Source organism: Capnocytophaga sp. oral taxon 332 str. F0381, from assembly GCF_000318275.2.
GTDB lineage: Bacteria > Bacteroidota > Bacteroidia > Flavobacteriales > Flavobacteriaceae > Capnocytophaga > Capnocytophaga bilenii.
Genome location: NZ_KB291282.1, coordinates 12,112 through 35,873 on the forward strand (window position 1 = coordinate 12,112; position 23,762 = coordinate 35,873).

27 protein-coding genes and 1 pseudogene are annotated in these 23,762 nt (G+C 41.2%); 19 read left to right on the forward strand and 9 right to left on the reverse strand.

Translation table 11 applies throughout. The features are described from left to right. The first annotated feature begins 121 nt into the window (after positions 1-121). The 4 genes from HMPREF9075_RS03455 to purD are packed head-to-tail and all read left to right on the forward strand — an operon-like array spanning position 122 to position 3,339. Positions 122-643, forward strand: a complete 522-nt coding sequence (locus HMPREF9075_RS03455) for a YfbM family protein (protein WP_009415113.1) — start codon at positions 122-124, stop codon at positions 641-643. A gap of 36 nt (positions 644-679) precedes the next feature. Then, positions 680-1,258 carry a Uma2 family endonuclease gene (locus tag HMPREF9075_RS03460; RefSeq protein ID WP_009415114.1) on the forward strand — a complete coding sequence of 193 codons (579 nt, stop codon included), beginning with the start codon at positions 680-682 and terminating at the stop codon, positions 1,256-1,258. A gap of 6 nt (positions 1,259-1,264) precedes the next feature. Further along, positions 1,265-2,035, forward strand: coding sequence for an NAD(+) synthase (gene nadE / locus HMPREF9075_RS03465; protein ID WP_009415115.1), 771 nt, complete (start codon positions 1,265-1,267; stop codon positions 2,033-2,035). Between the two features lie 29 nt (positions 2,036-2,064). Beyond that, positions 2,065-3,339 (forward strand): phosphoribosylamine--glycine ligase, encoded by a 1,275-nt coding sequence (purD, locus tag HMPREF9075_RS03470; protein ID WP_009415116.1) that lies wholly within the window; start codon positions 2,065-2,067, stop codon positions 3,337-3,339. Between the two features lie 72 nt (positions 3,340-3,411). Here purD and HMPREF9075_RS03475 read toward each other — a convergent pair whose 3' ends face one another. The 8 genes from HMPREF9075_RS03475 to HMPREF9075_RS03510 all read right to left on the reverse strand — a co-directional run bounded on the left by HMPREF9075_RS03475 (position 3,412) and on the right by HMPREF9075_RS03510 (position 12,205). Further along, positions 3,412-4,578 (reverse strand): dicarboxylate/amino acid:cation symporter, encoded by a 1,167-nt coding sequence (locus tag HMPREF9075_RS03475; protein ID WP_009415117.1) that lies wholly within the window; start codon positions 4,576-4,578, stop codon positions 3,412-3,414. 103 nt (positions 4,579-4,681) lie between these two features. Beyond that, on the reverse strand, positions 4,682-6,850 hold the full coding sequence (locus HMPREF9075_RS03480) for a glutamine synthetase III (protein WP_009415118.1): 2,169 nt from the start codon (positions 6,848-6,850) through the stop codon (positions 4,682-4,684). Position 6,851: 1 nt separating this feature from the next. Then, positions 6,852-9,356: a zinc-dependent metalloprotease gene (locus tag HMPREF9075_RS03485; protein ID WP_034556724.1), complete on the reverse strand. Its 2,505-nt coding sequence runs from the start codon at positions 9,354-9,356 to the stop codon at positions 6,852-6,854. 1 nt (position 9,357) lies between these two features. Continuing rightward, positions 9,358-10,125, reverse strand: a complete 768-nt coding sequence (locus HMPREF9075_RS03490; RefSeq protein WP_009415120.1) for a (Fe-S)-binding protein — start codon at positions 10,123-10,125, stop codon at positions 9,358-9,360. 69 nt (positions 10,126-10,194) lie between these two features. Further along, complete coding sequence (locus tag HMPREF9075_RS03495) at positions 10,195-10,554, reverse strand: hypothetical protein (RefSeq protein WP_009415121.1); 360 nt, start codon at positions 10,552-10,554, stop codon at positions 10,195-10,197. Positions 10,555-10,609: 55 nt separating this feature from the next. After that, a complete protein-coding gene (locus tag HMPREF9075_RS03500) occupies positions 10,610-11,029 on the reverse strand; it encodes a hypothetical protein (protein ID WP_009415122.1) in 420 nt (139 codons plus the stop codon). Between the two features lie 29 nt (positions 11,030-11,058). Then, entirely contained in the window at positions 11,059-11,889 is an 831-nt protein-coding gene (locus HMPREF9075_RS03505) for a 1,4-dihydroxy-2-naphthoyl-CoA synthase (protein WP_009415123.1), read from the reverse strand. 58 nt (positions 11,890-11,947) lie between these two features. Continuing rightward, entirely contained in the window at positions 11,948-12,205 is a 258-nt protein-coding gene (locus HMPREF9075_RS03510) for a hypothetical protein (RefSeq protein ID WP_009415124.1), read from the reverse strand. Between the two features lie 196 nt (positions 12,206-12,401). On the opposite strand from HMPREF9075_RS03510, the gene HMPREF9075_RS03515 reads away from it, so the two are divergent. The 3 genes from HMPREF9075_RS03515 (at position 12,402) to HMPREF9075_RS03530 (ending at position 14,558) form a co-directional block, all read left to right on the forward strand. Beyond that, entirely contained in the window at positions 12,402-13,235 is an 834-nt protein-coding gene (locus HMPREF9075_RS03515; RefSeq protein ID WP_009415125.1) for a helix-turn-helix transcriptional regulator, read from the forward strand. A 625-nt stretch (positions 13,236-13,860) separates the two neighbouring features. Next, on the forward strand, positions 13,861-14,112 hold the full coding sequence (locus tag HMPREF9075_RS03525) for a hypothetical protein (protein WP_009415128.1): 252 nt from the start codon (positions 13,861-13,863) through the stop codon (positions 14,110-14,112). Continuing rightward, positions 14,109-14,558 carry a PIN domain-containing protein gene (locus HMPREF9075_RS03530; RefSeq protein ID WP_009415129.1) on the forward strand — a complete coding sequence of 150 codons (450 nt, stop codon included), beginning with the start codon at positions 14,109-14,111 and terminating at the stop codon, positions 14,556-14,558. Before HMPREF9075_RS03525 ends, HMPREF9075_RS03530 begins: the two co-directional genes overlap by 4 nt. A 23-nt stretch (positions 14,559-14,581) precedes the next feature. Here HMPREF9075_RS03530 and HMPREF9075_RS03535 read toward each other — a convergent pair whose 3' ends face one another. Continuing rightward, a complete protein-coding gene (locus HMPREF9075_RS03535) occupies positions 14,582-15,736 on the reverse strand; it encodes an ankyrin repeat domain-containing protein (protein WP_009415130.1) in 1,155 nt (384 codons plus the stop codon). A gap of 105 nt (positions 15,737-15,841) precedes the next feature. Here HMPREF9075_RS03535 and accD point away from each other — a divergent pair, with 105 nt between their 5' ends. The 12 genes and pseudogenes from accD to HMPREF9075_RS13455 all read left to right on the forward strand — a co-directional run bounded on the left by accD (position 15,842) and on the right by HMPREF9075_RS13455 (position 23,608). Further along, complete coding sequence (gene accD, locus HMPREF9075_RS03540; protein WP_009415131.1) at positions 15,842-16,696, forward strand: acetyl-CoA carboxylase, carboxyltransferase subunit beta; 855 nt, start codon at positions 15,842-15,844, stop codon at positions 16,694-16,696. A 53-nt stretch (positions 16,697-16,749) separates the two neighbouring features. Continuing rightward, positions 16,750-17,205: a hypothetical protein gene (locus HMPREF9075_RS03545; protein ID WP_009415132.1), complete on the forward strand. Its 456-nt coding sequence runs from the start codon at positions 16,750-16,752 to the stop codon at positions 17,203-17,205. Next, on the forward strand, positions 17,202-17,396 hold the full coding sequence (locus HMPREF9075_RS03550; protein WP_009415133.1) for a hypothetical protein: 195 nt from the start codon (positions 17,202-17,204) through the stop codon (positions 17,394-17,396). Before HMPREF9075_RS03545 ends, HMPREF9075_RS03550 begins: the two co-directional genes overlap by 4 nt. A 57-nt stretch (positions 17,397-17,453) precedes the next feature. Continuing rightward, on the forward strand, positions 17,454-18,467 hold the full coding sequence (locus HMPREF9075_RS03555; RefSeq protein ID WP_009415134.1) for a diphosphomevalonate/mevalonate 3,5-bisphosphate decarboxylase family protein: 1,014 nt from the start codon (positions 17,454-17,456) through the stop codon (positions 18,465-18,467). Between the two features lie 26 nt (positions 18,468-18,493). Beyond that, positions 18,494-19,066 carry a Uma2 family endonuclease gene (locus tag HMPREF9075_RS03560; protein WP_009415135.1) on the forward strand — a complete coding sequence of 191 codons (573 nt, stop codon included), beginning with the start codon at positions 18,494-18,496 and terminating at the stop codon, positions 19,064-19,066. Between the two features lie 21 nt (positions 19,067-19,087). Then, positions 19,088-19,924, forward strand: a complete 837-nt coding sequence (locus tag HMPREF9075_RS03565; protein ID WP_009415136.1) for a YwqG family protein — start codon at positions 19,088-19,090, stop codon at positions 19,922-19,924. A 12-nt stretch (positions 19,925-19,936) separates the two neighbouring features. After that, positions 19,937-20,797: a YwqG family protein gene (locus tag HMPREF9075_RS03570; RefSeq protein WP_009415137.1), complete on the forward strand. Its 861-nt coding sequence runs from the start codon at positions 19,937-19,939 to the stop codon at positions 20,795-20,797. Between the two features lie 9 nt (positions 20,798-20,806). Beyond that, positions 20,807-21,640, forward strand: coding sequence for an SDR family oxidoreductase (locus HMPREF9075_RS03575; protein ID WP_009415138.1), 834 nt, complete (start codon positions 20,807-20,809; stop codon positions 21,638-21,640). A 13-nt stretch (positions 21,641-21,653) separates the two neighbouring features. Then, positions 21,654-22,307: a fructose-6-phosphate aldolase gene (fsa, locus tag HMPREF9075_RS03580; protein ID WP_009415139.1), complete on the forward strand. Its 654-nt coding sequence runs from the start codon at positions 21,654-21,656 to the stop codon at positions 22,305-22,307. Positions 22,308-22,316: 9 nt separating this feature from the next. Further along, a complete protein-coding gene (locus HMPREF9075_RS03585; RefSeq protein ID WP_009415140.1) occupies positions 22,317-22,928 on the forward strand; it encodes a peptidase E in 612 nt (203 codons plus the stop codon). 35 nt (positions 22,929-22,963) lie between these two features. Further along, positions 22,964-23,475, forward strand: a pseudogene (locus tag HMPREF9075_RS03590) (zeta toxin family protein). Next, the gene (locus tag HMPREF9075_RS13455) at positions 23,456-23,608 is read left to right on the forward strand and encodes a hypothetical protein (RefSeq protein ID WP_009415142.1); all 153 of its coding nucleotides are present in this window, start codon (positions 23,456-23,458) and stop codon (positions 23,606-23,608) included. Before HMPREF9075_RS03590 ends, HMPREF9075_RS13455 begins: the two are co-directional and overlap by 20 nt. The last annotated feature ends 154 nt before the right edge of the window (positions 23,609-23,762 follow it).

Genomic DNA, 23,762 nt, shown 5'->3' on the forward strand with positions numbered 1-23,762 from the left:
GCACAAGCTGCAAGCTTGCGCCAGCGGGGGAATTGGGGGAGGTCAAAAATTAATCATTAAACATTCAATCAATTAATAATTATTTTGTATCTTTGTGCTTTCAATACTAAAATATAATATTATGGGTATGGTTATGAACTTCCTCCGCGTACCTAAAGCGGAGTTTGATAAGTATCTAAAAGAACCTCAGGCTCTTGAAGAAGACCTTCAGGCAATTTTTGAGGCTGAAGAACCTAATGAGCGTTTGTTTGATGTAGACAAGGCGTGGAGCGGCATTATGTACTTGCTTACGGGCTTCGCTTTCGTATCTGGCTACGAAGAGGACGAGGACGATGATGTATCGCGGCTTTTCTTTAGCGGGCAGCTTTTTGACGAGGAGTCTAACCTCTACGGATATGGTCCTGCTCACTATATTACCCCTGTGCAAGTGGCTGCCCTCAGTAAGCGACTTGGCTCTATTACCGAAGCTAAGCTAAGAGAAAACTACAATCAGGAAGAAATGGCTGCCGATGAGGAACTTTATCCTTCATTGGAATGGGACGAAGATGATTTTGCTTATCTGAAGTCTCATTTTGAGAACCTACAGCAATTCTTTGCCGCAGCTGCCAAAAACGGCGATGCTATAGTTAGTTTTCTATCGTAAGGGGGTACCCTAACATCATTTTTAAATTGAATACTAATGGAAGTTACTAATATCAATCAGTTAGACCTCGTAAATGGACTTTATACGTACGCTGATTATTTCCTTTGGAAAATAGAAGAGCGCATAGAGTTGCTGAAAGGGAAGATTTTTAAGATGAGTCCCGCCCCTGCGATACCTCACCAGAGGGTATCTCGCAAGTTGTCGGGCGAACTTTATAATTTCTTCAAAGGAAAGACTTGCGAACTATTTGCGGCTCCTTTTGATGTGGTACTTCCTAATGCAGAAGGCAAAGAAGATAGTGTTGTACAGCCCGACTTGTGTGTGGTATGCGACCCTGAGAAATTAGCCGATGGCAAACGTTGCTTAGGTGCTCCTGATTTGGTTGTTGAAATACTTTCGGCAGGCAACGCACAACGCGATTTGAGCGATAAGTTTTGCTTGTATGAAGAAGCAGGAGTAGCGGAATATTGGATAGTGCGCCCTTCTAATAAAGAAGTGAATATCTTTGTATTAGACAATGGCAAATACCGCGGGCTTGCGCCTATTGTAGAGGGCGGGGTGATTACCTCTGTAAAATTTCCAACCCTTAGAATAAACACTAATGATATTTTTTAAAATCGTATGGAAAAAATAGCTTCTCAAATCACTCATTGGATAAAAACCTATGCCGAAAACGCTCGCGTAAAGGGCTTAGTAATAGGTGTATCGGGGGGGGTGGACTCGGCGGTGGTCTCTACTCTCTGTGCGCGTACGGGCTTGCCTACTCTTTGCCTCGAAATGCCTATACACCAAGCGGCGACTCACGTGAGCAGGTCGCAAGAGCATATAAACTTTTTACGGCAACATTTCGCTAATGTAACGGCTCTTTCGGTTGATCTTACTCCTACTTTTGATACCTTAGTAGCTGCCTTGCCGCCTACGGAAGCCTCAACTCGCGAAATGGCTTTGGCTAATACTCGTGCGCGCTTGCGAATGACGACTCTTTACTACTTCGCTGGTTTAGAAGGTAGATTGGTAGTGGGCACGGGCAATAAGATAGAGGATTTTGGCGTAGGGTTCTTTACCAAATACGGCGATGGGGGCGTAGATATCAGTCCTATAGCCGACTTGATGAAGAGTGAGGTTTATCAGCTGGGGGCATATCTTGGCATTCCTGCTTCTATATTGCAAGCCAAACCTTCAGATGGCTTGTTTGGCGATGACCGCAGCGATGAAGACCAGCTAAAAGCTACTTATGACGAACTGGAATGGGCTATGCTGCAAACCGAACAAGGGCATACCGCTGAAGCCTTCACAGGCAGAGAGCGCGAAGTATTTGAGATATACACCCGCCTAAATCGTGCTAACCAACACAAAATGCAACCGATACCTATTTGTAAAATTAGCCGATAAGAAAATTAGTAATTGACAAATCAATAAAAATGAACATACTGATTCTTGGCTCTGGCGGTCGTGAACACGCCTTTGCCGTAAAACTACACAGCAGTCCGCTTTGCGACCAGCTTTACATCGCCCCTGGGAATGGGGGGACTCACTCCGTAGCTACCAATGTGGCTATTAGCCCTACTGATTTTCCTGCACTGAAAGCCTTTGTACTCGAAAAAGAGATTGCAATGCTGGTAGTGGGTCCTGAAGACCCTTTGGTGAAGGGTGTGTACGATTTCTTCATAAACGACAAAGAACTCGCTCACGTGCAAGTAATAGGTCCTTCACAACGTGGAGCTACCTTGGAAGGCAGCAAGGAATTTGCCAAAGAGTTTATGGTGCGCCATAATATTCCTACGGCTAAATATGCGAGTTTTACTAAGGAAACTGTTGAGGAGGGTTGTGCGTTCCTCAGTACAATGAAAGCTCCTTACGTGCTTAAAGCTGACGGATTGGCTGCAGGCAAAGGGGTAGTAATTCTCGAAGACCTACAAGAAGCACAAGCCGAACTACGCCGTATGCTTATTGATGCTAAATTTGGGCAAGCCAGCACCAAAGTTGTAATTGAAGAGTTCCTCAAAGGTATAGAGCTTAGCTGCTTTGTACTGACCGATGGAAAAGACTACAAAATATTGCCTACCGCTAAAGATTACAAGCGTATTGGTGAAGGCGACACTGGGCTCAACACCGGTGGTATGGGGGCAGTTTCGCCGGTGCCTTTTGCCGATGCTGCTTTTATGCAGAAGATAGAAGAACGCATCGTAAAACCTACTATCAACGGACTACAAGCGGAGGGCATCGTTTATAAAGGGTTTGTATTTATCGGACTTATAAAAGTGGATGGTGAGCCTTACGTGATAGAATACAACGTGCGTATGGGCGACCCCGAAACGGAAGTGGTATTGCCCCGTATAGAAAGCGATTTAGTACCGCTATTTCAGTCGCTTTACAACGGCTCTTTGGCTTCACAAGAACTAAAAGTAACCCCAGAAAGCGCTACTACCGTAGTAATGGTATCGGGGGGGTATCCTGAAGAATACGAAAAAGGAAAGGTTATCAGTGGTACTGAACTGGTAACTAAAAGTACTGTATATCACGCAGGTACTACGCTGAAAGGCGAGCAACTGCTTACCAATGGCGGTAGGGTACTAGCAATTACCTCTTTGGGTAATACTTTCCAAGAGGCTTTGGCTACAAGCTACGAAAGCATCAGCAAAATAGCGTTTCAGGGGGCTTACTTCCGAAGAGATATAGGGAAGGATTTGGCTTAGTAATTAAACCTCAAGTAATAACAAAAAAAACTGCCCCGTAAGGCAGTTTTTTTATTGTTAACAACTAACAACTTAATCCTTTGTTTTAGCTATTTTATCAATAATAAGAGCAACAGCACCATCACCTGTTACGTTGCAAGCAGTACCAAAGCTATCCATAGCAATGTAAAGAGCAACCATCAGTCCTTGTAGTTTTTCATCAAAACCTAATATAGAATTAAGTATGCCCAAAGCTGCCATAATTGCACCTCCTGGTACACCTGGTGCGGCTACCATTATCACACTTAGCATCAGTATAAAGCCTGCAAAGAGTTCAAAGTTATAAGGCATTCCTTGTAGCATCATCAGGGCAAGGGCACAAGCGGTGATTTTCATCGTACTACCCGATAAATGGATAGTAGCGCATAGAGGGATTACAAAGCCTGCGATGCGTTGTGAGATGTTCATCTTTAGGGCTTGGCGTAGCGATACGGGAATAGTAGCTGCCGAAGAGGAAGTACCCAAAGCAGTAGCATAGGCAGGTAGCATTGTAAGCAGCGCTTTGAAAGGATTGCGCCCTGCTACACCTCCTGCGATAACATACTGTATAAACAATAGCACTATGTGCATTATAAATAGTATTATTATGAGCTTGAAGAATACACTGATAATAGATACTACTTGTCCTGAGAAAGTAATTTCGGCAAAGATAGCTAATATATAGTAAGGAAGCACAGGGATAATGGCTTTGGTAATGAGCCATTTCACAATGTCGCCAAATTCTTTTACTACAGAATTAAGGGTTGATTCTTCACGGAATGAGAGCCCTATCCCTACGATAAATGAGAATACCAAAGCGGTCATCACGCTCGTGATAGGGGGCATATCTAAAGAGAAATAGGGGGTGAGAGTAGAGGCTTGTTGCTCTTCGAGTACTTTGAGCTGTTCGCCTTGTAGTAGAGACGGGAATAGTGCATCGCTCACAAAATAGGTAGAGAACCCTGAGAAGAGCGTGAAGGCATAAGCGATAGCTACCGTTATAAGTAGCAATTTACCTGAGTTTTTACCCAAGTCGCTAATAGCAGGCATAATAAGTCCCATCATAATGAGAGGAATTGTAAAGCCTAAAAAATTACCAAAAAGCCCCTTGAAAGTGAGGAGCAATCGGTTAAGCCATTCAATGTTAAAAATGCCGATGATGATACCGATGACGATACCACAAAACACTTTGAACAGCAAACTGTTAAGGATTCTTTTCATTAGTTATCTACTTTTTATAGTTAAACAATGGGGCAAAGATACAAAATAATGTTTAATAATCAACGATTAATGATTAATTCTTTTACACAACACTTGCAAACCACTAACTCATCAGCTCGCGGTATTTGGTGAGTGTCCAGAGTTCGTCATCTACCATCATTTCGAGCTTGTCGCAGTGGTAGCGTATTTCATCAAAGAAAGGTTTTACTTCGTGACAATAGCTATGAGCTTTTTCTTCAAAATTAGGCAAGTGGTTCGCCCGCTTACGCGCTTCTATCATCGCATCGGTTTTGCTGTGAATGACCTTGATGTGTTCAGAAATATGGCGTATAAGCTCCAACTGCTCGGCAGCTACCTCCTGATAGCTTTCTCCAAAAATCTCTTTCAGCCCCTTTACGTTTTCAATAAGTGTATTCTGATAGCGAACCGCTGTTGGTACAATATGGTTACGAGCAATATCACCCAGTACACGAGATTCTATCTGCACCGTTTTTACGTATTCTTCTAAAGCTATTTCGTAGCGCGCCATTAGCTCTACACGGTTAAGCACTCCCATTTCCTCAAAAAGAGCAATAGCTTTTTCAGTAATGTTTTCTTTGAGAGCTTCAGGAGTTGTTTTATGGTTAGAAAGTCCGCGTTTTGCAGCCTCATCTTCCCACTGCTTGCTATAGCCATCACCCTCAAAGCGTATTTTTTTAGACGTTTTGATATAGCTGCGCAACACTTTGAAGATAGCGTCTTCTTTCTTCATTCCTTTAGCTATGAGCGCATCCACTTCTTTTTTAAAGTCGGTAAGCTGTTTTGCTACGATAGTATTGAGCACCATCATAGGTCTGCCACAATTAGCTTTTGAACCTACTGCACGAAACTCAAATTTATTACCTGTAAAGGCAAAAGGCGAAGTGCGATTGCGGTCAGTAGTATCCAAGAAAAGGTCGGGTATTTTGCCTACCACATTCAGCTTAAGGTCTGTTTTTTCTTCTTGCGAAAGTTCTTCAGAAGCCACTTCTAAAGCATCGAGTACCTTGGTGAGTTGTTCGCCTATAAATACAGATACAATAGCAGGCGGAGCCTCGTTGGCACCCAAGCGATAGTCATTGGTAGCCGAAGCTACTGAGGCACGCAATAGGGGTTCGTATTGGCAAACAGCCTTGATAGTACAAATGAAAAAAGTAAGAAACTGTAGGTTCTTAATAGGGGTACGACTGGGGGCAAGTAGGTTTATACCCGTATCAGTAGCCAACGACCAATTGTTATGCTTACCCGAACCGTTAACGCCTGCAAATGGCTTTTCGTGAAATAGCACTACAAAGCTATGGCGGTCGGCAACCTTGCGCATCACGTCCATCAGCAGCGCATTTTGGTCTACTGCAAGGTTAGTTTCTTCAAAAATAGGAGCAAACTCAAATTGGTGAGGTGCCACCTCATTATGGCGTGTTTTTAGAGGGATACCCAGCAGCAAGCACTCGTGTTCTAAATCGCGCATATAGCTAAGCACGCGCTCAGGTATCGAACCGAAGTAGTGGTCGTCCAGCTGTTGCCCTTTAGCTGCCTGATGCCCCAAAAGAGTACGCCCTGCAATCATCAAGTCGGGACGAGAGTAAGCAAGGGTTTTATCTACCAGAAAGTATTCTTGTTCCCAGCCAAGCGTAGCGGTTACCTTGTTTACGTTTTTATCAAAATAGCGCGCCACCTCAGTAGCGGCTGTATCTATAGCTGTAAGTGCCTTTAGCAAAGGCGTTTTATTATCTAAAGCCTCACCCGTATACGAAATGAATATGGTAGGGATACAAAGGGTAGTCCCATAAACAAAAGGTGGCGAAGTAGGATCCCAAGCAGTGTAGCCGCGTGCCTCAAAGGTATTGCGAATCCCTCCGTTGGGGAAGCTCGATGCGTCCGATTCTTGTTGTACAAGCTGCCCCCCTCCAAAGCGTTCTATAGCTCTATCGCGGCTCACTGGCTCAAAAAAAGCATCGTGTTTTTCGGCAGTACCGCCCGTAAGAGGCTGAAACCAATGCGTATAGTGGGTAGCCCCTTTGCTAATCGCCCAATCGCGCATCGCCGCCGCCACTTGGTCGGCTACGCGGCGGTCTATCTTTTCGCCATAGCGAATAGCATTCATCACACTTTCAAAAGCCTCTCGCGTCATCGCTTGGCGCATAGCGGCTTCGTTAAATACATTTACGGCAAATAGCTCTGAGCGTTTGCCATTTTCGGCTACCGCTATAGGCTGGCGGCGCTGACTTTCGGTAAGGGCATTGAATCGTAACATATTATTTCTTAGGATCTTTTATACGTTCTATTTCTTTAAGAAGTTGTTGGTAATGAAGCTTGTTTAGGGGCTGTGCCTCTTGCTGCTGTGCTGTTTTCAGATAATCGGCTATCTTGTCCAAATGTTGTAACGCATATAAGCGTACATCCGAATTGCCCACTGCGGTACTCGATGCCGAAGCCGCTCCGTTGCTATTAGCAGCAGTTGCAGCCTGCTCTTTAGGATTGATAAGATCATCTATTTTTGCCAAATAAGAGCGTTGTAACCCGCGCCTCAAAGCATTTTGCTGGGCTTCGCTGTTGTTTAATGGTTTCCAAACAGCCGCAAAAACATCAGCGAGATATTCATCTAAAAGGTAAGCCTTGGGCGAAGCTAAACTTTGCGTATAGAGCTTGTAAAGCACCACATTATTGAGCATTATATTTAGAGCATTGTTTTGCATATCAGCGATTTCCTTTTCTACGTTACTGCCTATCTTATTAGTGATAGCCTGCGGATAAAGCCACAAGGGGGCTTCAAAAACTTGTGCATCTACGTAAGCGATTGCTTCTTTTACAACTTCTTTAGGTACAGGCTGATACACCTCAGCACTACCTATCACCCCTATATAGCGACTACCGATGTGTTTAAGTACGTGATTCAAATATCTATTGTATTGCAACACTGCCGACTTGTGCATACTGCTTAAGTAGTCGTATTTGTCATTAGGTTCTTTCATCCACTCGTGAAGGTTGCTCACTACATAGCGGAGATTTTTCAGCGCATAGGTATTGGCTTTCATCACATTGTCCGACAAGTCTTCCGTTTGCGCTCGTGGGTCTTCGCCACGCCCTTCGCCACCAAACCACAAATGAGGATTAGCCGTAAGGCGCTGGGTAGTAGTAGCCGCTAAGGCTTCTTGCTCGTCAAATTCATTTTTATACCGATTTCCGTAATAGCGATACCCCCACTCAATAGCCCACTTATCGTAGTCGCCTATGCGCGGATAAAGTCCTTTAGTACCAATGTTGTCTTCGGGCTGGGCTACGTAGTTGAAGCGAGCATAATCCATTATAGATACGGTATGCCCGTGTGCCTCTACCCATTTTTTATCGCGAAGTTTCTCTACAGGTGTTTGGCTGCTTGCCCCCATATTATGGCGCAAACCAAGACAATGCCCTATTTCGTGTGATGATACAAACCTAATAAGGTCGCCCATTAGTGCTTCGTCTAGCTTCAAGTTGCGCGCGCGTTTATCTACTGCACCCACTTGTATCAAGTACCATTCTTGCAGTAATTTCATCACATTGTGATACCACCCCACGTGGCACTCTATAATCTCCCCACTGCGTGGGTCGGCAATATTAGGACCATAAGCATTGCTGATTTCAGAAGGAAGATAACGTATTACGTTGAAGCGCGCATCTTCTAGGCTCATCGCAGGGTCGTTAGGCCACTCTTTGGCTACAATGGCATTCTTAAAACCAGCCTTTTCAAAGGCTACATTCCAATCATTTACGCCCAGTATAAGATACTTTTGCCATTGTTTAGGAGTAGCAGGGTCTATATAAAAAACGATTTGCTTTTTAGGTTCTACAAGCTGACCGCTAAGGTATTTATTCACATCTTCTTTGCGTGGTTCTAAGCGGAAACGATGTATATAACTTTCTGTTTGTGTGCGCTGTTGGTCATCGGCAAATTTGATAAAGCGCGTAGCAAAGAAGCCCACTCTGCTGTCAAAAAGGCGTTTTTGCATAGGCACTTTGGGCAAAAGTACTATTGAGGTGTTGAGTTCAAAAGAAATAGCCCCTACCCTATTGGCATCGGGTATGTTACTAGGCGAGGCACCATACGTTTTTAGGGTCTGCACCTCCACATTCATCGGGTAGGCACGCAAGTCGTCTACAAACGATTGAGCCGCTACAATAGCACCTATCTTTTTATCAGTTTTAAGTTTTGAAAGCAAGCCCGTAACACTATTATCCTGCTTAAAAAAATCTGTAACGTCTATCAACTGATTTTTGTTCTGCGGATTCCTACCAATTACGTTGAAAGTAGCTACCACAGGATTGCTGCTCGAATTCGTTACTGCGGTGTAGATGTTATTGGTGCTGTCGGCTACTTGCGTATTGAGGTAAGAACGCAAGATAAGAGTTTTTTCGTTTTTTTGCTGAAAGAAGAGAGTTTGCTCGTTAATCTTTTCGCCGGCATACATCCCAAACTGCTGCGGAGCTGTTTTAAGCCTTGTAACGCATAATAAGTAGCGATTTAGCAGACTATCAGCTACCTCAAAGTACCATTTATCGTCTATTTTTCTTACGGTAAACAGCCCATTGCGTTCCAATCCTCCTTTTTTTATCAGTTTAGCGTACTCTTCAGCACGTTTTTCTTCAGGAGTTTTTTCAGGTTTTTCAGTAGTATCAGTTTTAGTTGCACCTTTAGCAATAGTATCTTTCACCGCAGGAGTTTGCTGCGCAAAAGAAAACATCGCAAAAGATAAAAAGAGAGTGGTTAAATATTTTTTCATTTTATTTTGAATTTTCATAAAGTAATTCCGCTATATCATATACTTTTAGCGTCCCTTCTTTATGTTTTACACCATCGCACATCATCGTATTACAAAACGGACAAGCGGTAGCGATGATTTCAGCCTTTGTTTCCATAGCCTGCTCGGTGCGGAGTACGTTTATTTCTTTATCACCTTTTTCAGCTTCTTTAAACATCTGCGCACCTCCAGCACCACAGCATAAAGCACGAGCTCGGTTCTTTTTCATCTCTACCAAATCAACCTCCAAACGCTCTAATATCTCGCGCGGCGCATTGTACACCTTGTTAGCCCTGCCAAGGTAGCAAGGGTCGTGAAAGGTAATGCGCTTGCCTCTGAAAGTACCACCTTCTATTGTAAGGCGTCCTTCATCTATCAATTTTTTAAGCAATTGGGTGTGATGCATCACTTCGTAATTACCCCCCAGTGCAGGGTATTCGTTTTTAATCGTATTAAAACAATGCGGACAGGTGGTTACTATTTTAGTAATTTGGTAACTATTGAGCACCTCTATATTCATCATTGCCTGCATCTGAAAAAGAAACTCATTGCCGGCACGCTTGGCAGGGTCGCCAGTGCAGCTCTCTTCGGTGCCAAGCACAGCAAAGCGCACCCCTGCCTTTTCTAACAGGTGAGCAAAAGCCTTGACAATGCGCCTTGCGCGATCATCAAAACTACCAGCACAGCCCACCCAGAAAAGTACTTCGGGAGTTTCGCCCTGTGCTGAGAGTTCCGCCATTGTTTTTATCATACTGTTCCAATTTGAAAATTAGCAAATTAGTAAATTAGTAAATTTAGTGTGAGTCGTATGGTTTGTAGCTTATTTTACCATTTGTAAATCGCCATCTACAAAACCTATAGCTATATGTTGTACGTTAAAGAGTTTAATACTATTTTCAGCTACTATTTCTTTAAGAATTTCAGTAATCATTGAGAGTACTTGCTCCCAATGAACTTCTTCAGGTATTTCATCTAAAGGTAAAAAGCAATCATCGGGTACAAAATCGTCTTCGCAAGCCCAATCAGGGTCTTCATCATCATACCAAGAAGAACCTATAAGCTCTAATTCATAGGGTTCTGAGATGTTAAAATTCAGAGCCACAATATCATTAGGTAAGTTTTCTTGACTATCTATACCAATTAACCATCTTTTTATCTTATTTTTAATAGCTTCTTTCATTTTAAAAATAATTTCCTAATTTCCCAATTCTCTAATTTGCTAATTCTCTAATTTCCTAATCATTAAACACCTCTACCGTTTCCTCTTTAAGCACCAAATCGGTGAATTTGCCCTTGTAGCGAGTCGCCTTCACCACGTGATTATCAATCCAATGATAGTTACCCCCACGAGGCTTACCAAAGATAATGCCGTGATACTTAAAGCCGTTTTCTTTTAGCCATCGCTCAGTAACCTCGCGATGCGCTTCGGTACGCGAAGTAAAAAAGTAAATTACGTGTCCCTCGTCATACCATTTATTTACTTGTGCCAGCGCATCCGGAAAAACCGCGGCAGTCGCCATACGTTCAGGTTCTTCGTTAGGAATATCTTCGCCCACCGTACCATCTATGTCTATGAGGTAGTTTTTCACTCCTTCGGGCAATATAGGGTTCATATTCCCCTGAGCGTCTTCTTGTAAAACAAATTTTTCAGTCATAATATTCAATTTAGCCAATTAGCAAATTATTAAGGAATCCATTTTTTCTCAAAGTTAGGTTTGCGCTTTTCAAGGAACGCATCGCGCCCTTCTTTCGCCTCATCAGTCATATAAGCCAAGCGAGTCGCTTCACCTGCAAATACCTGCTGACCTACCATACCGTCATCAGTGAGGTTCATTGCAAATTTAAGCATTTTTATAGAAGTAGGCGATTTTGCCATTATCTCTTGCGCCCACTCAAAAGCAGTTGCTTCAAGCGCATCGTGAGGCACTACCGCATTTACCATACCCATCTCGAAAGCCTCTTGCGCAGAATAGTTGCGCCCTAAGAAGAAAATTTCACGGGCTTTCTTCTGCCCCACCATTTTAGCGAGGTAAGCCGAGCCATAACCCGCATCAAAACTCGTTACATCGGCATCAGTTTGCTTAAAAATAGCGTGCTCTTTGCTAGCGAGGGTAAGGTCGCATACTACATGCAATGAGTGTCCGCCCCCCACTGCCCAACCGGGCACTACCGCAATCACCACTTTGGGCATAAAGCGAATAAGGCGTTGCACCTCAAGAATATTCAGGCGGTGATAGCCATCATCGCCCACATAGCCTTGGTGCCCACGCGCTTTTTGGTCGCCACCACTGCAAAAACTCCACACACCATCTTTAGGCGAAGGACCTTCGGCAGAAAGCAATACCGCCCCTATATTGATATCCTCATAAGCATCTTTAAACGCATCGAGCAGTTCGGCAGTAGTTTTAGGGCGAAAAGCATTGCGCACCTCAGGACGGTTGAAAGCAATACGCGCTACACCATCACATTTTTTATACGTAATATCTTCGTATTCTTTTACGGTTATCCAGTTCATATAAGTGAAAAGTAAAAAAAGAAAAAGTTATTTAGGCGACAAAGATAGTAATAATTTGTCAATTAGCCAATTTGTCTTCGCCAAATTCAGCATTTAAGATGCGGTACAGCGTTTGCCGTGAGATAAAGAATTTAGGGTAAATAAACTCTCGCCATATTACCGTAATAGGAATGTAGCGCGCATCGTGCTTGTTAAACTCTTCTATCACCGCCTTGTTGCGTTCGCGCAAGTTTTGTCCTCGCAAGTGGTGTGCCTGTGTGCTTGCTGTCGCAGCAGAGGCACTCATTCTTCTGATGGTTTTCTCGGTTGTTTTCATCTATTTTTATCATTTTTTTAATTGGTGCAAATCGCACATTATAATTTACAATTCATAATTCCCCAATAATCACTATCTTTGCGCCCTAAATCAACTGTAGATTTACAGGGCAAAGGTATAGAGTTTTTCTTTATCTTCCAAATTTATTACAAAGAAATTCTCTAATATTTTTAATATAATTTATACTGAATTGGTAATGAGTGTAAAAGAACGCATCAAACGATTTATAGAAGCAGAAGGCTTATCTGCAGCCGCTTTTGAAAAAGAAATAGGCGCATCCAACGGCTATGTAAACAGCATTTCTAAAAGTATAGGGATTGATAAACTGAACTTAGTATTAGAGAAATACCCTAATCTCAATTTAGAATGGCTTATTACAGGCAAAGGCACTATGCTAAAAAATAAAACGCTAAGCACCACACCCAAAGTAGAAGTAATCCCCCCCGTGCGAGTAGAGGGTAAAGACCTAATGCCCAAAGTCGTAGTAGTAGACGACCAAGATGAGGAACGCATCCCCCTAGTGCCCGTCTATGCCCAAGCAGGCTATTTAAGCGGCTATGACGATTGTTCTTTTATCGAAACCCTCCCCACCTATAGTTTGCCCACACTGCGCAATGGCACCTATCGTATGTTTCAAGTAAGCGGTTTGTCTATGTTTCCCACCCTGCAAGACGGCAGTTATGTAGTCGGTAAGTTTGTCGAAGATTGGCAAAGCCTCACCAGCAATCGCGTATATGTAGTTGTTACCCAAAATGATGGTATTATCGTCAAGCGAGTGATTAATAGCATTGAAAAATACGGCACATTATATTGCAAGAGCGACAATCGCACCTATCCTCATATTTCAGTACATTTATCCGAAGTAAAAGAAGTGTGGGAGTGCAAGATGCATCTTTCCTTTGAGTTCCTCGACCCCGTTACCAATTACCAAAAGATAGCCGCTTTAGAAGCCGATGTCGCCCATTTAAAAGAAGTCATAAGTACGATGGAAGCCCGCCATAACGAAGAAAAGCAGAGCGTTTTACAGTAAAACGTCTGCTAATCCCCATCCCCTCTTGTAAGCAAAATAGAATAGATGATGAAGGCGCAAAAAGAGGGGAACTCAAAAAGCAAATAAATGAGTTATCCCGCTGGCGCAAGCTTGCAGCTTGTGCCCAATTCAAAATTCATAATTCAAAATTCATCATAATTCTCCCAACTCCCATTGTAAAATCTTTGCAAAGATAGGTAAAATTCCCCCCCCCCATTGTTAAAATAGTGTTAAATTTCACAATCCATAATGTTAAATTTTTATTTTTAGTCATCAGCCTAATCCATCAGCTAACAACACCGAAGGTTTAGCGAAGGATGAGCGAAGGATCAGCGAAGGAAAGTCAGCGAGCAGGCGCAGCTGAGTATGTGACGAAGGATAATCGCCCACGCGAGCTGGCGCAAGCTTGCAGCTTGTGCCCACACTCTGCGTTACACCCTTTGGCAAACTTTCAGAGTTTGCCAAAGTTTTTTATACGCCACATACACTTTGCACCTGCGCCAGCCTGCAGCTTGTGCCCAATTCAAAATTCATAATCGCGAATTCATAATCGCGAATTCATAATTCCCCACTAAACATTAATAATTATTTCGTATATTTGCACAAAATAATAGACAAAGACAAAATGGTTGAATTTTCATTTAAAGTAAAAGGAAATAGTGCTCCTGCATTAGCCTTTATAGCATATGCAAAAACTCTCAATTTTATAGAGTTTGATACACCCGAAAAAATAGTTCAGGCTGAACCTGCAACAACAGAAGATGATGAGCATTATGATTTTATAATGAGTTTATCAAAAAAAACTAATAAGAAAGTTGCAGCCCGTTTGGCTAAAGAAAAAAATATAATTTTACCTTCACAAAAAAATAAAATATGACTGTAATTGCCGATAGTAATATTTTCTATAGTGCTTTAATAACTCCTAATGGTTATATAGCTACTATACTGAAAGATAAAAACTTACAGTTCTTAGCCCCCGACTATATTATAGAAGAAGTAAAAGAGCATTTAGATGACATTTGTAAGCGAATAAAGAATGTAAAAACTAAAAAGCAATTGTTAGCCGAATTAATGTGCATTTTAGAAAATGTAAAAATCATCGCTTTAAGCACCCTAAGCAAAAAGAACATCCAAAAAGCTATTACAATTGTAGAGGATATAGACGAAGACGATTACCCCTTCATAGCATTATATTTACAATATAAACATAAAATTTGGACACAAGACCAAGTACTTATTGATAGCCTTACCAAAAAAGGATACCAACATTTTTTTATTACTACTGAAGAATTAGGCAAATATCTTTACAAAAAAAGATATTGATTCATAAACAATAAAAGCGATTACTATTCAAACACAGCACCTGCATTTTTAAGCAAGGCAATACACAGCGATATTTCTTCTTTTTCAGAAGGAGAAATATCGCTGTGATTTTCGTCATAACAGAGATTGTCTAAAACACTTGAGGTGGCTGTATCTCCTTCAAAAGCAAAATAATTGATGTTAGGGTTAGCACTCTTATCAAGAAGATATTTCATTAGGGTGGGTTGGTGCTGATACGAGGTGTGCATCAGGGCATTGATGCCCTCAAAACCAAAATAATCAATATCAGCACCCATAGCAATCATTTTGTCGGCAATATCAATAGTTTGTGCTATGAGTTGGTTTTTATCAAGTGTAGGATTGTCCTCAAGCATAAGAACTGCGGTGGCGAATAGCTCACAAAAAGCGGTTTCGCCATTGTTGTTCACTGCATTGATGTTAGCCCCTTGGGCAAGAGCCTGCTGTATAGTATCCCAACTAAGGTTATCAACCCCCTCAAAGAGTTTGCGCTCGGCACCCGTAAGTGGGGCGATACTTTCTTTAGCGTTTAGCAAACTTATTATATTGTGATTGCAGTGTATAAAATAGTGCTTTATCTCCTCAAAGGAATAGCTTTTTTGGTGAACCTCAAGCGGATAATGTGTTTTGCCATATTTATATTGGTCGCTTACTTTTTGGCAAACCGCACTATTCAGGTCATCTTCGTCTAAAACTATACTTACTAACAATCTATTATCATTATCTTTGCCAAAGTGTACCCTCTCACTGCTGCTTATAATGGGACTTTCGCAAAGGGCTATAAGCGTCTCCCAAAAGTACTGCTCGGCAGCAGCTCTGTGCTTATCGGTAAAAGTTAGCTTTAGGTGAGGTGCTTTTTGTTTTACCCATTGGTACTTTAGGTAATGAGGGTATTTTTCTTCCACAAGTTTGCAAGCAATGTTCCATATTTGGATAGCATAATTCAGTTTGAGACTTTGTAATTGGAAGTGAGCCTCTACCTTTTGGTTGCCGATGCTAAGGTGAGAAAAAAAGCAAGTGTGCGAATGATAAAGGTTTATTTGATAAGGTAGATAACTATTGTGATTCTTATTGCCTAAGAATTGTATAAAATCTTTGATAAGGCAGGAAGTCTTAAATTCTTCGGGAGAATAAAGGTTTGTAAAATAGGCAAATTTCATAGAGCTTGTATTTTAAAAGATTGCGTAAGGCAAAGATACTGAAAAAATTGTTAATTAAAAAATATTTTATATCTTTGCATTCTAAAAAGCAAAACAAATTATCTTATGTCTTGGTTTAAAAGAACAGCAAAAGGAATTCAAACTTCTACTGAAGAGAAAAAGGATATCCCAAAGGGATTATGGTTTAAATCGCCAAGCGGTAAAATCGTTGAGCAAGATGAATTGGCTACAAATTATTACGTAAGCCCTGAAGACGACTACCACGTGCGTATAGGAAGTAAGGAGTATTTTCAAATACTTTTTGATAATAATGAGTTTAAAGAGCTTGATGCTAATATGTCTTCTAAAGACCCTTTAGACTTTGTGGATACCAAATCGTATAAAGTGCGATTGGAAGAAGCCGAACAAAAAACAAATCTAAAAGATGCAGTGCGTACCGCTGTAGGTAACTCTAAAGGATTACCATTAGTAATTGCGTGTATGGATTTTGCTTTCATTGGGGGCTCAATGGGAAGCGTTGTTGGCGAAAAAATATGTCGTGCTATTAGCTATGCCATTAAGCATAAATTGCCTTTCTTGATGATTTCTAAATCGGGGGGAGCACGTATGATGGAAGCAGCACTATCACTGATGCAAATGGCAAAAACATCTATCAAATTAGCTCAGTTAGACGAAGCCAAATTGCCATATATTTCACTTTGCACCGACCCTACTACGGGGGGCATTAGCGCTTCATTTGCAATGCTTGGCGATATCAATATTGCCGAACCAGGCGCGCTTATAGGCTTTGCCGGACCTCGTGTAGTGAAAGATACCACAGGACAAGATTTGCCTGAAGGCTTCCAAACCGCTGAGTTTGTACTAGAACACGGCTTCTTAGATTTTATCGTCAATAGAAAACAGCTAAAAGACACCGTAAATCTGTACCTCGACTTAGTGTTGAACAGAAAAGTAAGATAGTGGTTAGTTACTATAGCCACACTATAAAACAATTTATAAAACCAACTTAACTAATGAATTTACCAAAATATGATGTTTTGCCTGATGAAACAAAGCATATTTATGAGTTTGTAAGTGAAGGGAAGAGAGGCTGTATATACAAAATGGTAAAGTTTCAGGAAACAAATTTAATGAATGTCTATAATTTAGGTTTTGGAGATGAAAATCCTATTACTGGCGAAATAGATGATAAAATTGTTTCTGATAATGGAGATATGGAAAAGGTATTAGCTACTATTATTTCCATTATTTATGTTTTTACTGAAGAATTTCCTGATAAATGGGTGTATATAACAGGTAGTTCACCTACAAGAACAAGGTTATATAGGATAATTATTGCAAAATATTTATCTATTGTTGAAAGTGATTTCACGCTGCGCTGCTGGCAAAATGGTGAATGGAAAGACTTTTACCCTAATATCAACTGTCAGGGTTTTGTTTTAAAACGAAAAAACAATAAACAACTATGAGTACAGAAGAGAAAAAAGATTTAAAAACTATTGTAGAGAAAACAACAAGGAAAGTGCTTAAAGCAACACCTCATTATGTGCTTTTAGAACCAGACCCTTCGTTGGATAAATATGCTAATAAGGTACTTTTCCCTGAAAAATTAGCACAAGCTAATGAAGCCTTAAGAATAGCTGGTAACCCTGAATTTTAGCCGTTAACCCTCTAACGACTAACAGCTAGCGTCTAACGACTAATGACTAACGACTAAATGATTACATTCAAAGCTCCAAGTAATATAGCCCTTGTGAAGTACTGGGGAAAAAGAAAGGGTCAGCTGCCTGCTAACCCCTCTATTAGCTTTACTCTTACCAATTGCTATACCGAAACTTCCGTAGCATACCAAAAACTCAATGTACCTGCAAAAGATTTTTCATTCGACTTCTACCTCGATAATGAGCTTAAGCCAGACTTTCGCCCAAAAATAGAAACCTTCTTCAGCAGAATAGAACCTTATTTAGATTTTCTTAGAGACTATCATTTTACGATTCATTCTCACAATTCATTTCCGCATAGTAGTGGGATAGCTTCCTCGGCGAGCAGTATGGCAGCACTATCGGTATGCCTGATGCAGGTAGCCAAAGAAATAGGCAACACCTATACCGAAGATGAATTTTGGCAAAAAGCTTCTGTATTAGCTCGTTTGGGCTCGGGAAGCGCTTGCCGCAGTGTGAAAGGAAATGTTGTTGTATGGGGCAAACACCCAGATATTGAAGGTAGTAACGATGAATATGGCATTCAATTTCCTTACCCTATTCACCAAATATTTACTACCTATCAAGATACTATACTGCTGATAGACCGAGGTAAAAAACAAGTCAGTAGCTCTGTAGGGCACGATTTAATGCACGGTCATCCTTTTGCTGAGGCGCGTTTTGAGCAAGCCAACCGCAACATTACACTTCTATCAGATTGTTTGCAAAGAGGAGATGTTGAAAAATTCATTGAAATAGTAGAAAGTGAAGCACTCACCCTCCACGCTATGATGCAAACCAGTATTCCGTATTTTATACTGATGCGTCCCAATACTTTGGAAGTGATTCAGCGGGTATGGCAGTATCGCAAAGATACGGGAGTGCCGCTGTGTTTTACCCTCGATGCGGGCGCTAATGTACACTTGCTATATCCTGAAAACGTAAAGGATAAGGTACAGGCGTTTATCAAAAATAAATTAGCACATTTTTGCGAAGAAGGGAAATATATTAATGACCAATTAGCAAATTAGCAAATTGTCAAATTAACAATTCGAAAATGGTAACCAATATCAATCAGTTAGACCCTATTAACGGGCTTTATACCTACGCAGAATATCTGTTGTGGAAGTTTGAAGAGCGGGTAGAGCTTTTCAAAGGGAAGTTGTTTAAAATGGCTGCCCCTTCTATTGATCATCAGCGTATATCACGCAGGCTTACGCTATTGTTAGGCAATTATTTCATAGGAAAGCCTTGCGAGCTATTCACTGCTCCTTTTGATGTAGTACTTCCTTCTAAAGAGGGCACAGATAATACTGTTTTACAACCCGATCTTTGTGTAGTATGTGATCCTGAGAAGCTGGCTGATGGCAAACGTTGCTATGGAGCTCCAGACTGGGTATTAGAAATTGTATCGCCTAGCAATGCCGAAAAAGAATTGAATAAAAAGTTAGTTCTTTACGAAGAGGCTCAAGTAGCCGAATATTGGGTAGTGCGTCCTGAAGAAAAAGAGTTGGATAGGTTTGTGTTGCAAAACGGCAAATATACCGTCCTACGTCCGCTTTTTGCAGGGAGTGTAGTAAGTCCAGAGACGTTTCCCGAACTCCAAATAAATTTGAATGACATATTCTAATCTGCAAATTTGCAAATTCTTATGGATATTACTAAAGAACAAGTAGAGAATTTAATAGATGAGGTACTTGAGCGTACAAGGCGTGAGGTGATTAGGTATGAGCTTTCGCCTGCTAAGGGCTTGCCTGTTACTGATAGCAAAGTGGGAGGGGTACCTTATATTCCTAAAGAAGGCAGTTTGCCCAAAACTTCAGATGGCAAACCGCTATTTATGATAGCGCAAATTAACTGTGAGCAGTTGCCCGAAAATAACTTTTATCCTAAAACAGGGCTCTTGCAGTTTTGGATAAGAATCCCCGATAAAAAATATGTAGAGGAATACAACCAAGGACTTCGTAGTCGTTACGAAAGTGATGACCCCTTTGGCGATGATAGTCGCAGGGTGTTGTATTACCCTACGCTTACTGAGGCAACTCCCTTTGAGAATTTTCAAGCAGAATATAATTTTTATGATGGGTGTATGCCTTTGAAAAAATCAAAAGAATTTGCTATGCACTTTACTAAAGATACCGAAGTGGTGAGCTCTCTGCTTTCGTGCTATCACCCTATTTTTATAGAAAAATGGAATGAAAAATTTGGCACCAATCTTCCTTTCTTGTATGGCTTATCTGATGAAGCCGATGAAGCCCTTGACGATTTTCTGCCTAGCGGACAAGGAAACAAATTAGGGGGTTATGGAGAGGAAACTGAGTATGGCAATTATTCTACTGAAGATTTCCGCACTTTTCCGCTATTGCAAATAGATTGTGATGATGAATTGGGCATAGATTGGGTAGAAGGGGTAGGGATTTTTCTTATTAAGGAAGAAGAACTTGCAGAATGTGATTTTACAGAGGTATATTACAATTTTCAGTTTTAAAATATAGAGCTTATGGGAATATGGCAATGGATAGAAAAAATATTTGGCGATGGTGAAGATGGATTGACAGAGAAGCAGCTAATAAGGCTGGAAAACTTTGCCGAAGCAGTAAAAGCGGCAACGGCTCGTGAGGTAATACATATAGAGGCGCAGCCCTCTACCGATTTGGCAATTACCGATAGTAAGTTTGGGGGTGTTCCTTACTTGCCCCAAGGGGCTGCACTGCCTACAGCGCGTAATGGTAAGCCGCTATTTATGTTGGCGCAAATCAATTGTGAGCAGTTGCCCGAAAATAGTATCTATCCTAAAAAAGGCTTGTTGCAAATATGGGTAGCTGCCAATGGCAAGTACTGCGGCAACCAATACAATCCTTATTCGCCCAATACACAACGCGTTATATATTATCCTACCTTAGATGAGGCTACAAACTACGATGATTTTAAGCAGGTATATCAGTTTGAAGGGAAACCTTTACCTTTTGCCTCTACACAGGCGTATCGGCTAAGTTTTAACAAAGGGATTGATACATTCTCTTATGAAAACCTACGCTTTAATCATTCATTGTTGCCCCTATGGCAAAACCACTTTGGCGAGCGAAGAGATCATTTTCGTCTTTTACCTGAAAGGGTAGAAGAAAAACTCAGAAAATTATTACCTCCCTCGCCGAGAGTACATCGTATAGGAGGCTATAGCGATGTAGAAGATATGGTTGAGGCTATAGACAACAATGGCTTGCCCAAAATACTATTACTGCGTATCGATACCGATGAAAAAGTAGGCATTCATTGCAGAGATAACGATTCGGTGAATTTTCTTATAGGGAAAGAAGATTTTGAAGCTTTGGACTTTAGCAGGGTACAGCACTCCATTTAAAACAAACCTATGGCAATAACCAATAGCAATCAGTTAGACCCTAAAGTAGTGCTTATTACAGGGGCGACTTCGGGTATAGGTAAAGAAACCGCCCTATTGCTCGCCGCCAAAGGGTATTTGGTATATGGCACGGCTCGCAATATCAACGATAAAAACTTGCCTTTTCGGCTATTACCTATGGATGTGCGCAACGAAACATCCATCAAAGAAGCGGTACAGCAAATCCTTAGCGAGGCAGGGCGTATTGATATCCTCATCAACAATGCAGGGGTAGGTATTACAGGTGCGGTAGAAGAGCTCCCCGCCGAGCAACTGCACAACGTTTTTGCTACTAACCTTTACGGCGCAATCGCAGTCATACAACGGGTACTACCTACAATGCGAAAGCAAAAAAGCGGACGTATTATCAACATTGCCTCTATTGCGGGCTATATGGGCTTACCTTTCAGAGGCGCTTACTCTGCCAGCAAAGGAGCATTATTACTGATGACCGAAGCCTTGCGTATGGAGGTAAAAGCCTTTGGTATAGAAGTATGCACTATTTCCCCCGGTGATTATGCTACCGATATTGCCTCGCGCCGTTATCACGCCCCCATAAAGAGCGATTCGCCTTATGCTGAGGTGTATGACAAACAGCTTCGCCTGATGAACGAGCACGTAGATAGTGGGGGCGACCCGAAAGAAATGGCAGAAAAAATACTAAAAGTAATACAAACCAAGCACCCCAAAGTGCATTATAAGCAAGGTAGTTTCTTGCAGAAATTTTCAATAGTCCTCAAACGACTTTTACCCAGCAAACGCTACGAGCAAATGCTGATGAAACACTATCAATTAGCAGATTAAAAACCTAAGTAATATGAAATTTTTTATAGATACAGCGAACTTATCGCAAATTCAAGAAGCTCAAGATTTGGGCGTATTAGACGGGGTTACTACCAACCCTTCATTGATGGCTAAAGAAGGCATCACGGGCAAAGAGGCAATACTGAAACACTACACCGACATCTGTACCATTGTAGAAGGTGATGTTTCTGCCGAAGTAATTGCCACCGATTTTGAAGGTATTGTGCGCGAAGGCGAGGAGCTTGCCGCCCTTCACCCACAGATTGTAGTGAAAGTACCGATGATAAAAGACGGCATTAAAGCTATCAAATATTTTACCGACAAAGGGATACGCACCAATTGTACGCTCGTATTTTCGGCAGGTCAGGCGCTTTTAGCTGCCAAAGCAGGTGCTACTTATGTATCGCCTTTCATTGGCAGACTCGATGACATTTCTGCAGACGGACTCTCGCTTATAGAAGAGATACGCCTGATTTACGACAATTATAATTTCCAAACGCAGATATTGGCAGCTTCAGTACGCCATACGATGCACATCATTGAGTGCGCTAAAATAGGAGCCGATGTCATTACTGCTCCTCTTTCGGCAATCATCGGACTCCTTAAACACCCCCTTACCGATAGCGGCTTAGCACAATTTTTAGACGACGCCAAAAAATTAGGATAATTAACACAAATGAAAAAATTATTTTTAACCTCATCATTCAGTTCAGTAGCAAAATTATTTGAAGATTTTGCAGGTGAACCCGTAAAAGGAAAGAAACTAGCATTTATTCCAACAGCAAGTTTGGTAGAAGAAGTGCGTTTTTATGTAGATGACGATAGAAAAGCCTTTGAAAAATTAGGTCTTATCATAGAAGAATTAGAAGTTTCTACCGCTACAACCGAAGAAATAGCCACAGCATTAGAGAGAAATGATTATATTTTTATCTCTGGAGGGAATACATTCTACCTAATGCAAGAACTAAAAAAGAAAGGGGCTGACAAGCTACTTATAGAACAAATTAATAATGGAAAGTTGTACATAGGTACTTCAGCAGGTTCTGTCATTGCCTGTCCTACTGTTGAATTTGTTAGTGATATAGATGAGCCCAAAAAAGCTCCTGAACTCACTGATTATTCAGGATTACATTTGGTAGATTTTTACGTTTTACCTCATTATTTGAACTTTCCTTTTAAGGAAGGTACTCAAAAAATAGTAAACGAATATTCACCCAAAATAGATTTGCGACCTATTTCCAACAATCAAGTAATTACTGTTTTAGGTAATGAAATAAAAACACTTTAAAAACCCAAAAGAGGAACTAAGAAATAGTTTTAATGATGCCTAACTTCTCAAAACTCTATATCATAGCAGGTTGTAATGGTGCGGGAAAAAACCACTCCAGCCCGAAAGCGTAGCTATGCAAGCTGGCAGAATAATGCTGGCTCGTATGGACGAACTATTGCAAAAAGGAGAAACTTTTGCCTTTGAAACTACTTTGGCTACTAAAAGCTATAAGCAAAAAATAGAATGGGCACAAGCTAATGGCTATGAGGTTACCTTGTTGTTCTTTTGGTTGGACTCGCCCAATATGGCTAAAAAGCGGGTTGCTCAGCGGGTTGCCGAAGGAGGGCATAGCATTTCCTCACAAACCATTGAAAGAAGGTATCATAACGGGATTGCCAATCTCTTTGCTATCTATATGGATATGGTAGATATTTGCTATATTTTTGATAATTCAGAAGGAGAACGTACTCCTATTGCAAAGAAATACAAAGGAGAGAAAGAAATAATTTATAATACAGACCTTTATAATCAAATGAAAAACAGCTATGAAAAAGAAAGAAGCTAAAAAAGATATATTAGAAGAAAAACTTTTAAAAGGTTTAGACCTTGCTTATGAGCGAATGATTGCCGAAAAACGCAAGAATAACCAAAAGATTGTAGTGCGCCGCGAAGGTAAAATCGTAACCATCAACCCATAGTTGAACAGCCTTTTTGCAGTTTCCTTAATACCTATCTTCACCGAACGATGAGCGAAGGAAAGTCGGCGAGCTGGCACAGCCGAGTATGTGACGAAGGTTTAGCGAAGGATAAGCGAACGATCACCGAAGGAAAGTCGGCGAGCTGGCGCAGCCG

Coding starts and splice junctions, on each gene's coding strand:
- HMPREF9075_RS03455 (WP_009415113.1), top strand. CDS start 122: ATGGGTATGGTTATGAACTTCCTCCGCGTACCTAAAGCGGAGTTTGAT.
- HMPREF9075_RS03460 (WP_009415114.1), top strand. CDS start 680: ATGGAAGTTACTAATATCAATCAGTTAGACCTCGTAAATGGACTTTAT.
- nadE (WP_009415115.1), top strand. CDS start 1,265: ATGGAAAAAATAGCTTCTCAAATCACTCATTGGATAAAAACCTATGCC.
- purD (WP_009415116.1), top strand. CDS start 2,065: ATGAACATACTGATTCTTGGCTCTGGCGGTCGTGAACACGCCTTTGCC.
- HMPREF9075_RS03475 (WP_009415117.1), bottom strand. CDS start 4,578: ATGAAAAGAATCCTTAACAGTTTGCTGTTCAAAGTGTTTTGTGGTATC.
- HMPREF9075_RS03480 (WP_009415118.1), bottom strand. CDS start 6,850: ATGTTACGATTCAATGCCCTTACCGAAAGTCAGCGCCGCCAGCCTATA.
- HMPREF9075_RS03485 (WP_034556724.1), bottom strand. CDS start 9,356: ATGAAAAAATATTTAACCACTCTCTTTTTATCTTTTGCGATGTTTTCT.
- HMPREF9075_RS03490 (WP_009415120.1), bottom strand. CDS start 10,125: ATGATAAAAACAATGGCGGAACTCTCAGCACAGGGCGAAACTCCCGAA.
- HMPREF9075_RS03495 (WP_009415121.1), bottom strand. CDS start 10,554: ATGAAAGAAGCTATTAAAAATAAGATAAAAAGATGGTTAATTGGTATA.
- HMPREF9075_RS03500 (WP_009415122.1), bottom strand. CDS start 11,029: ATGACTGAAAAATTTGTTTTACAAGAAGACGCTCAGGGGAATATGAAC.
- HMPREF9075_RS03505 (WP_009415123.1), bottom strand. CDS start 11,889: ATGAACTGGATAACCGTAAAAGAATACGAAGATATTACGTATAAAAAA.
- HMPREF9075_RS03510 (WP_009415124.1), bottom strand. CDS start 12,205: ATGAAAACAACCGAGAAAACCATCAGAAGAATGAGTGCCTCTGCTGCG.
- HMPREF9075_RS03515 (WP_009415125.1), top strand. CDS start 12,402: ATGAGTGTAAAAGAACGCATCAAACGATTTATAGAAGCAGAAGGCTTA.
- HMPREF9075_RS03525 (WP_009415128.1), top strand. CDS start 13,861: ATGGTTGAATTTTCATTTAAAGTAAAAGGAAATAGTGCTCCTGCATTA.
- HMPREF9075_RS03530 (WP_009415129.1), top strand. CDS start 14,109: ATGACTGTAATTGCCGATAGTAATATTTTCTATAGTGCTTTAATAACT.
- HMPREF9075_RS03535 (WP_009415130.1), bottom strand. CDS start 15,736: ATGAAATTTGCCTATTTTACAAACCTTTATTCTCCCGAAGAATTTAAG.
- accD (WP_009415131.1), top strand. CDS start 15,842: ATGTCTTGGTTTAAAAGAACAGCAAAAGGAATTCAAACTTCTACTGAA.
- HMPREF9075_RS03545 (WP_009415132.1), top strand. CDS start 16,750: ATGAATTTACCAAAATATGATGTTTTGCCTGATGAAACAAAGCATATT.
- HMPREF9075_RS03550 (WP_009415133.1), top strand. CDS start 17,202: ATGAGTACAGAAGAGAAAAAAGATTTAAAAACTATTGTAGAGAAAACA.
- HMPREF9075_RS03555 (WP_009415134.1), top strand. CDS start 17,454: ATGATTACATTCAAAGCTCCAAGTAATATAGCCCTTGTGAAGTACTGG.
- HMPREF9075_RS03560 (WP_009415135.1), top strand. CDS start 18,494: ATGGTAACCAATATCAATCAGTTAGACCCTATTAACGGGCTTTATACC.
- HMPREF9075_RS03565 (WP_009415136.1), top strand. CDS start 19,088: ATGGATATTACTAAAGAACAAGTAGAGAATTTAATAGATGAGGTACTT.
- HMPREF9075_RS03570 (WP_009415137.1), top strand. CDS start 19,937: ATGGGAATATGGCAATGGATAGAAAAAATATTTGGCGATGGTGAAGAT.
- HMPREF9075_RS03575 (WP_009415138.1), top strand. CDS start 20,807: ATGGCAATAACCAATAGCAATCAGTTAGACCCTAAAGTAGTGCTTATT.
- fsa (WP_009415139.1), top strand. CDS start 21,654: ATGAAATTTTTTATAGATACAGCGAACTTATCGCAAATTCAAGAAGCT.
- HMPREF9075_RS03585 (WP_009415140.1), top strand. CDS start 22,317: ATGAAAAAATTATTTTTAACCTCATCATTCAGTTCAGTAGCAAAATTA.
- HMPREF9075_RS13455 (WP_009415142.1), top strand. CDS start 23,456: ATGAAAAAGAAAGAAGCTAAAAAAGATATATTAGAAGAAAAACTTTTA.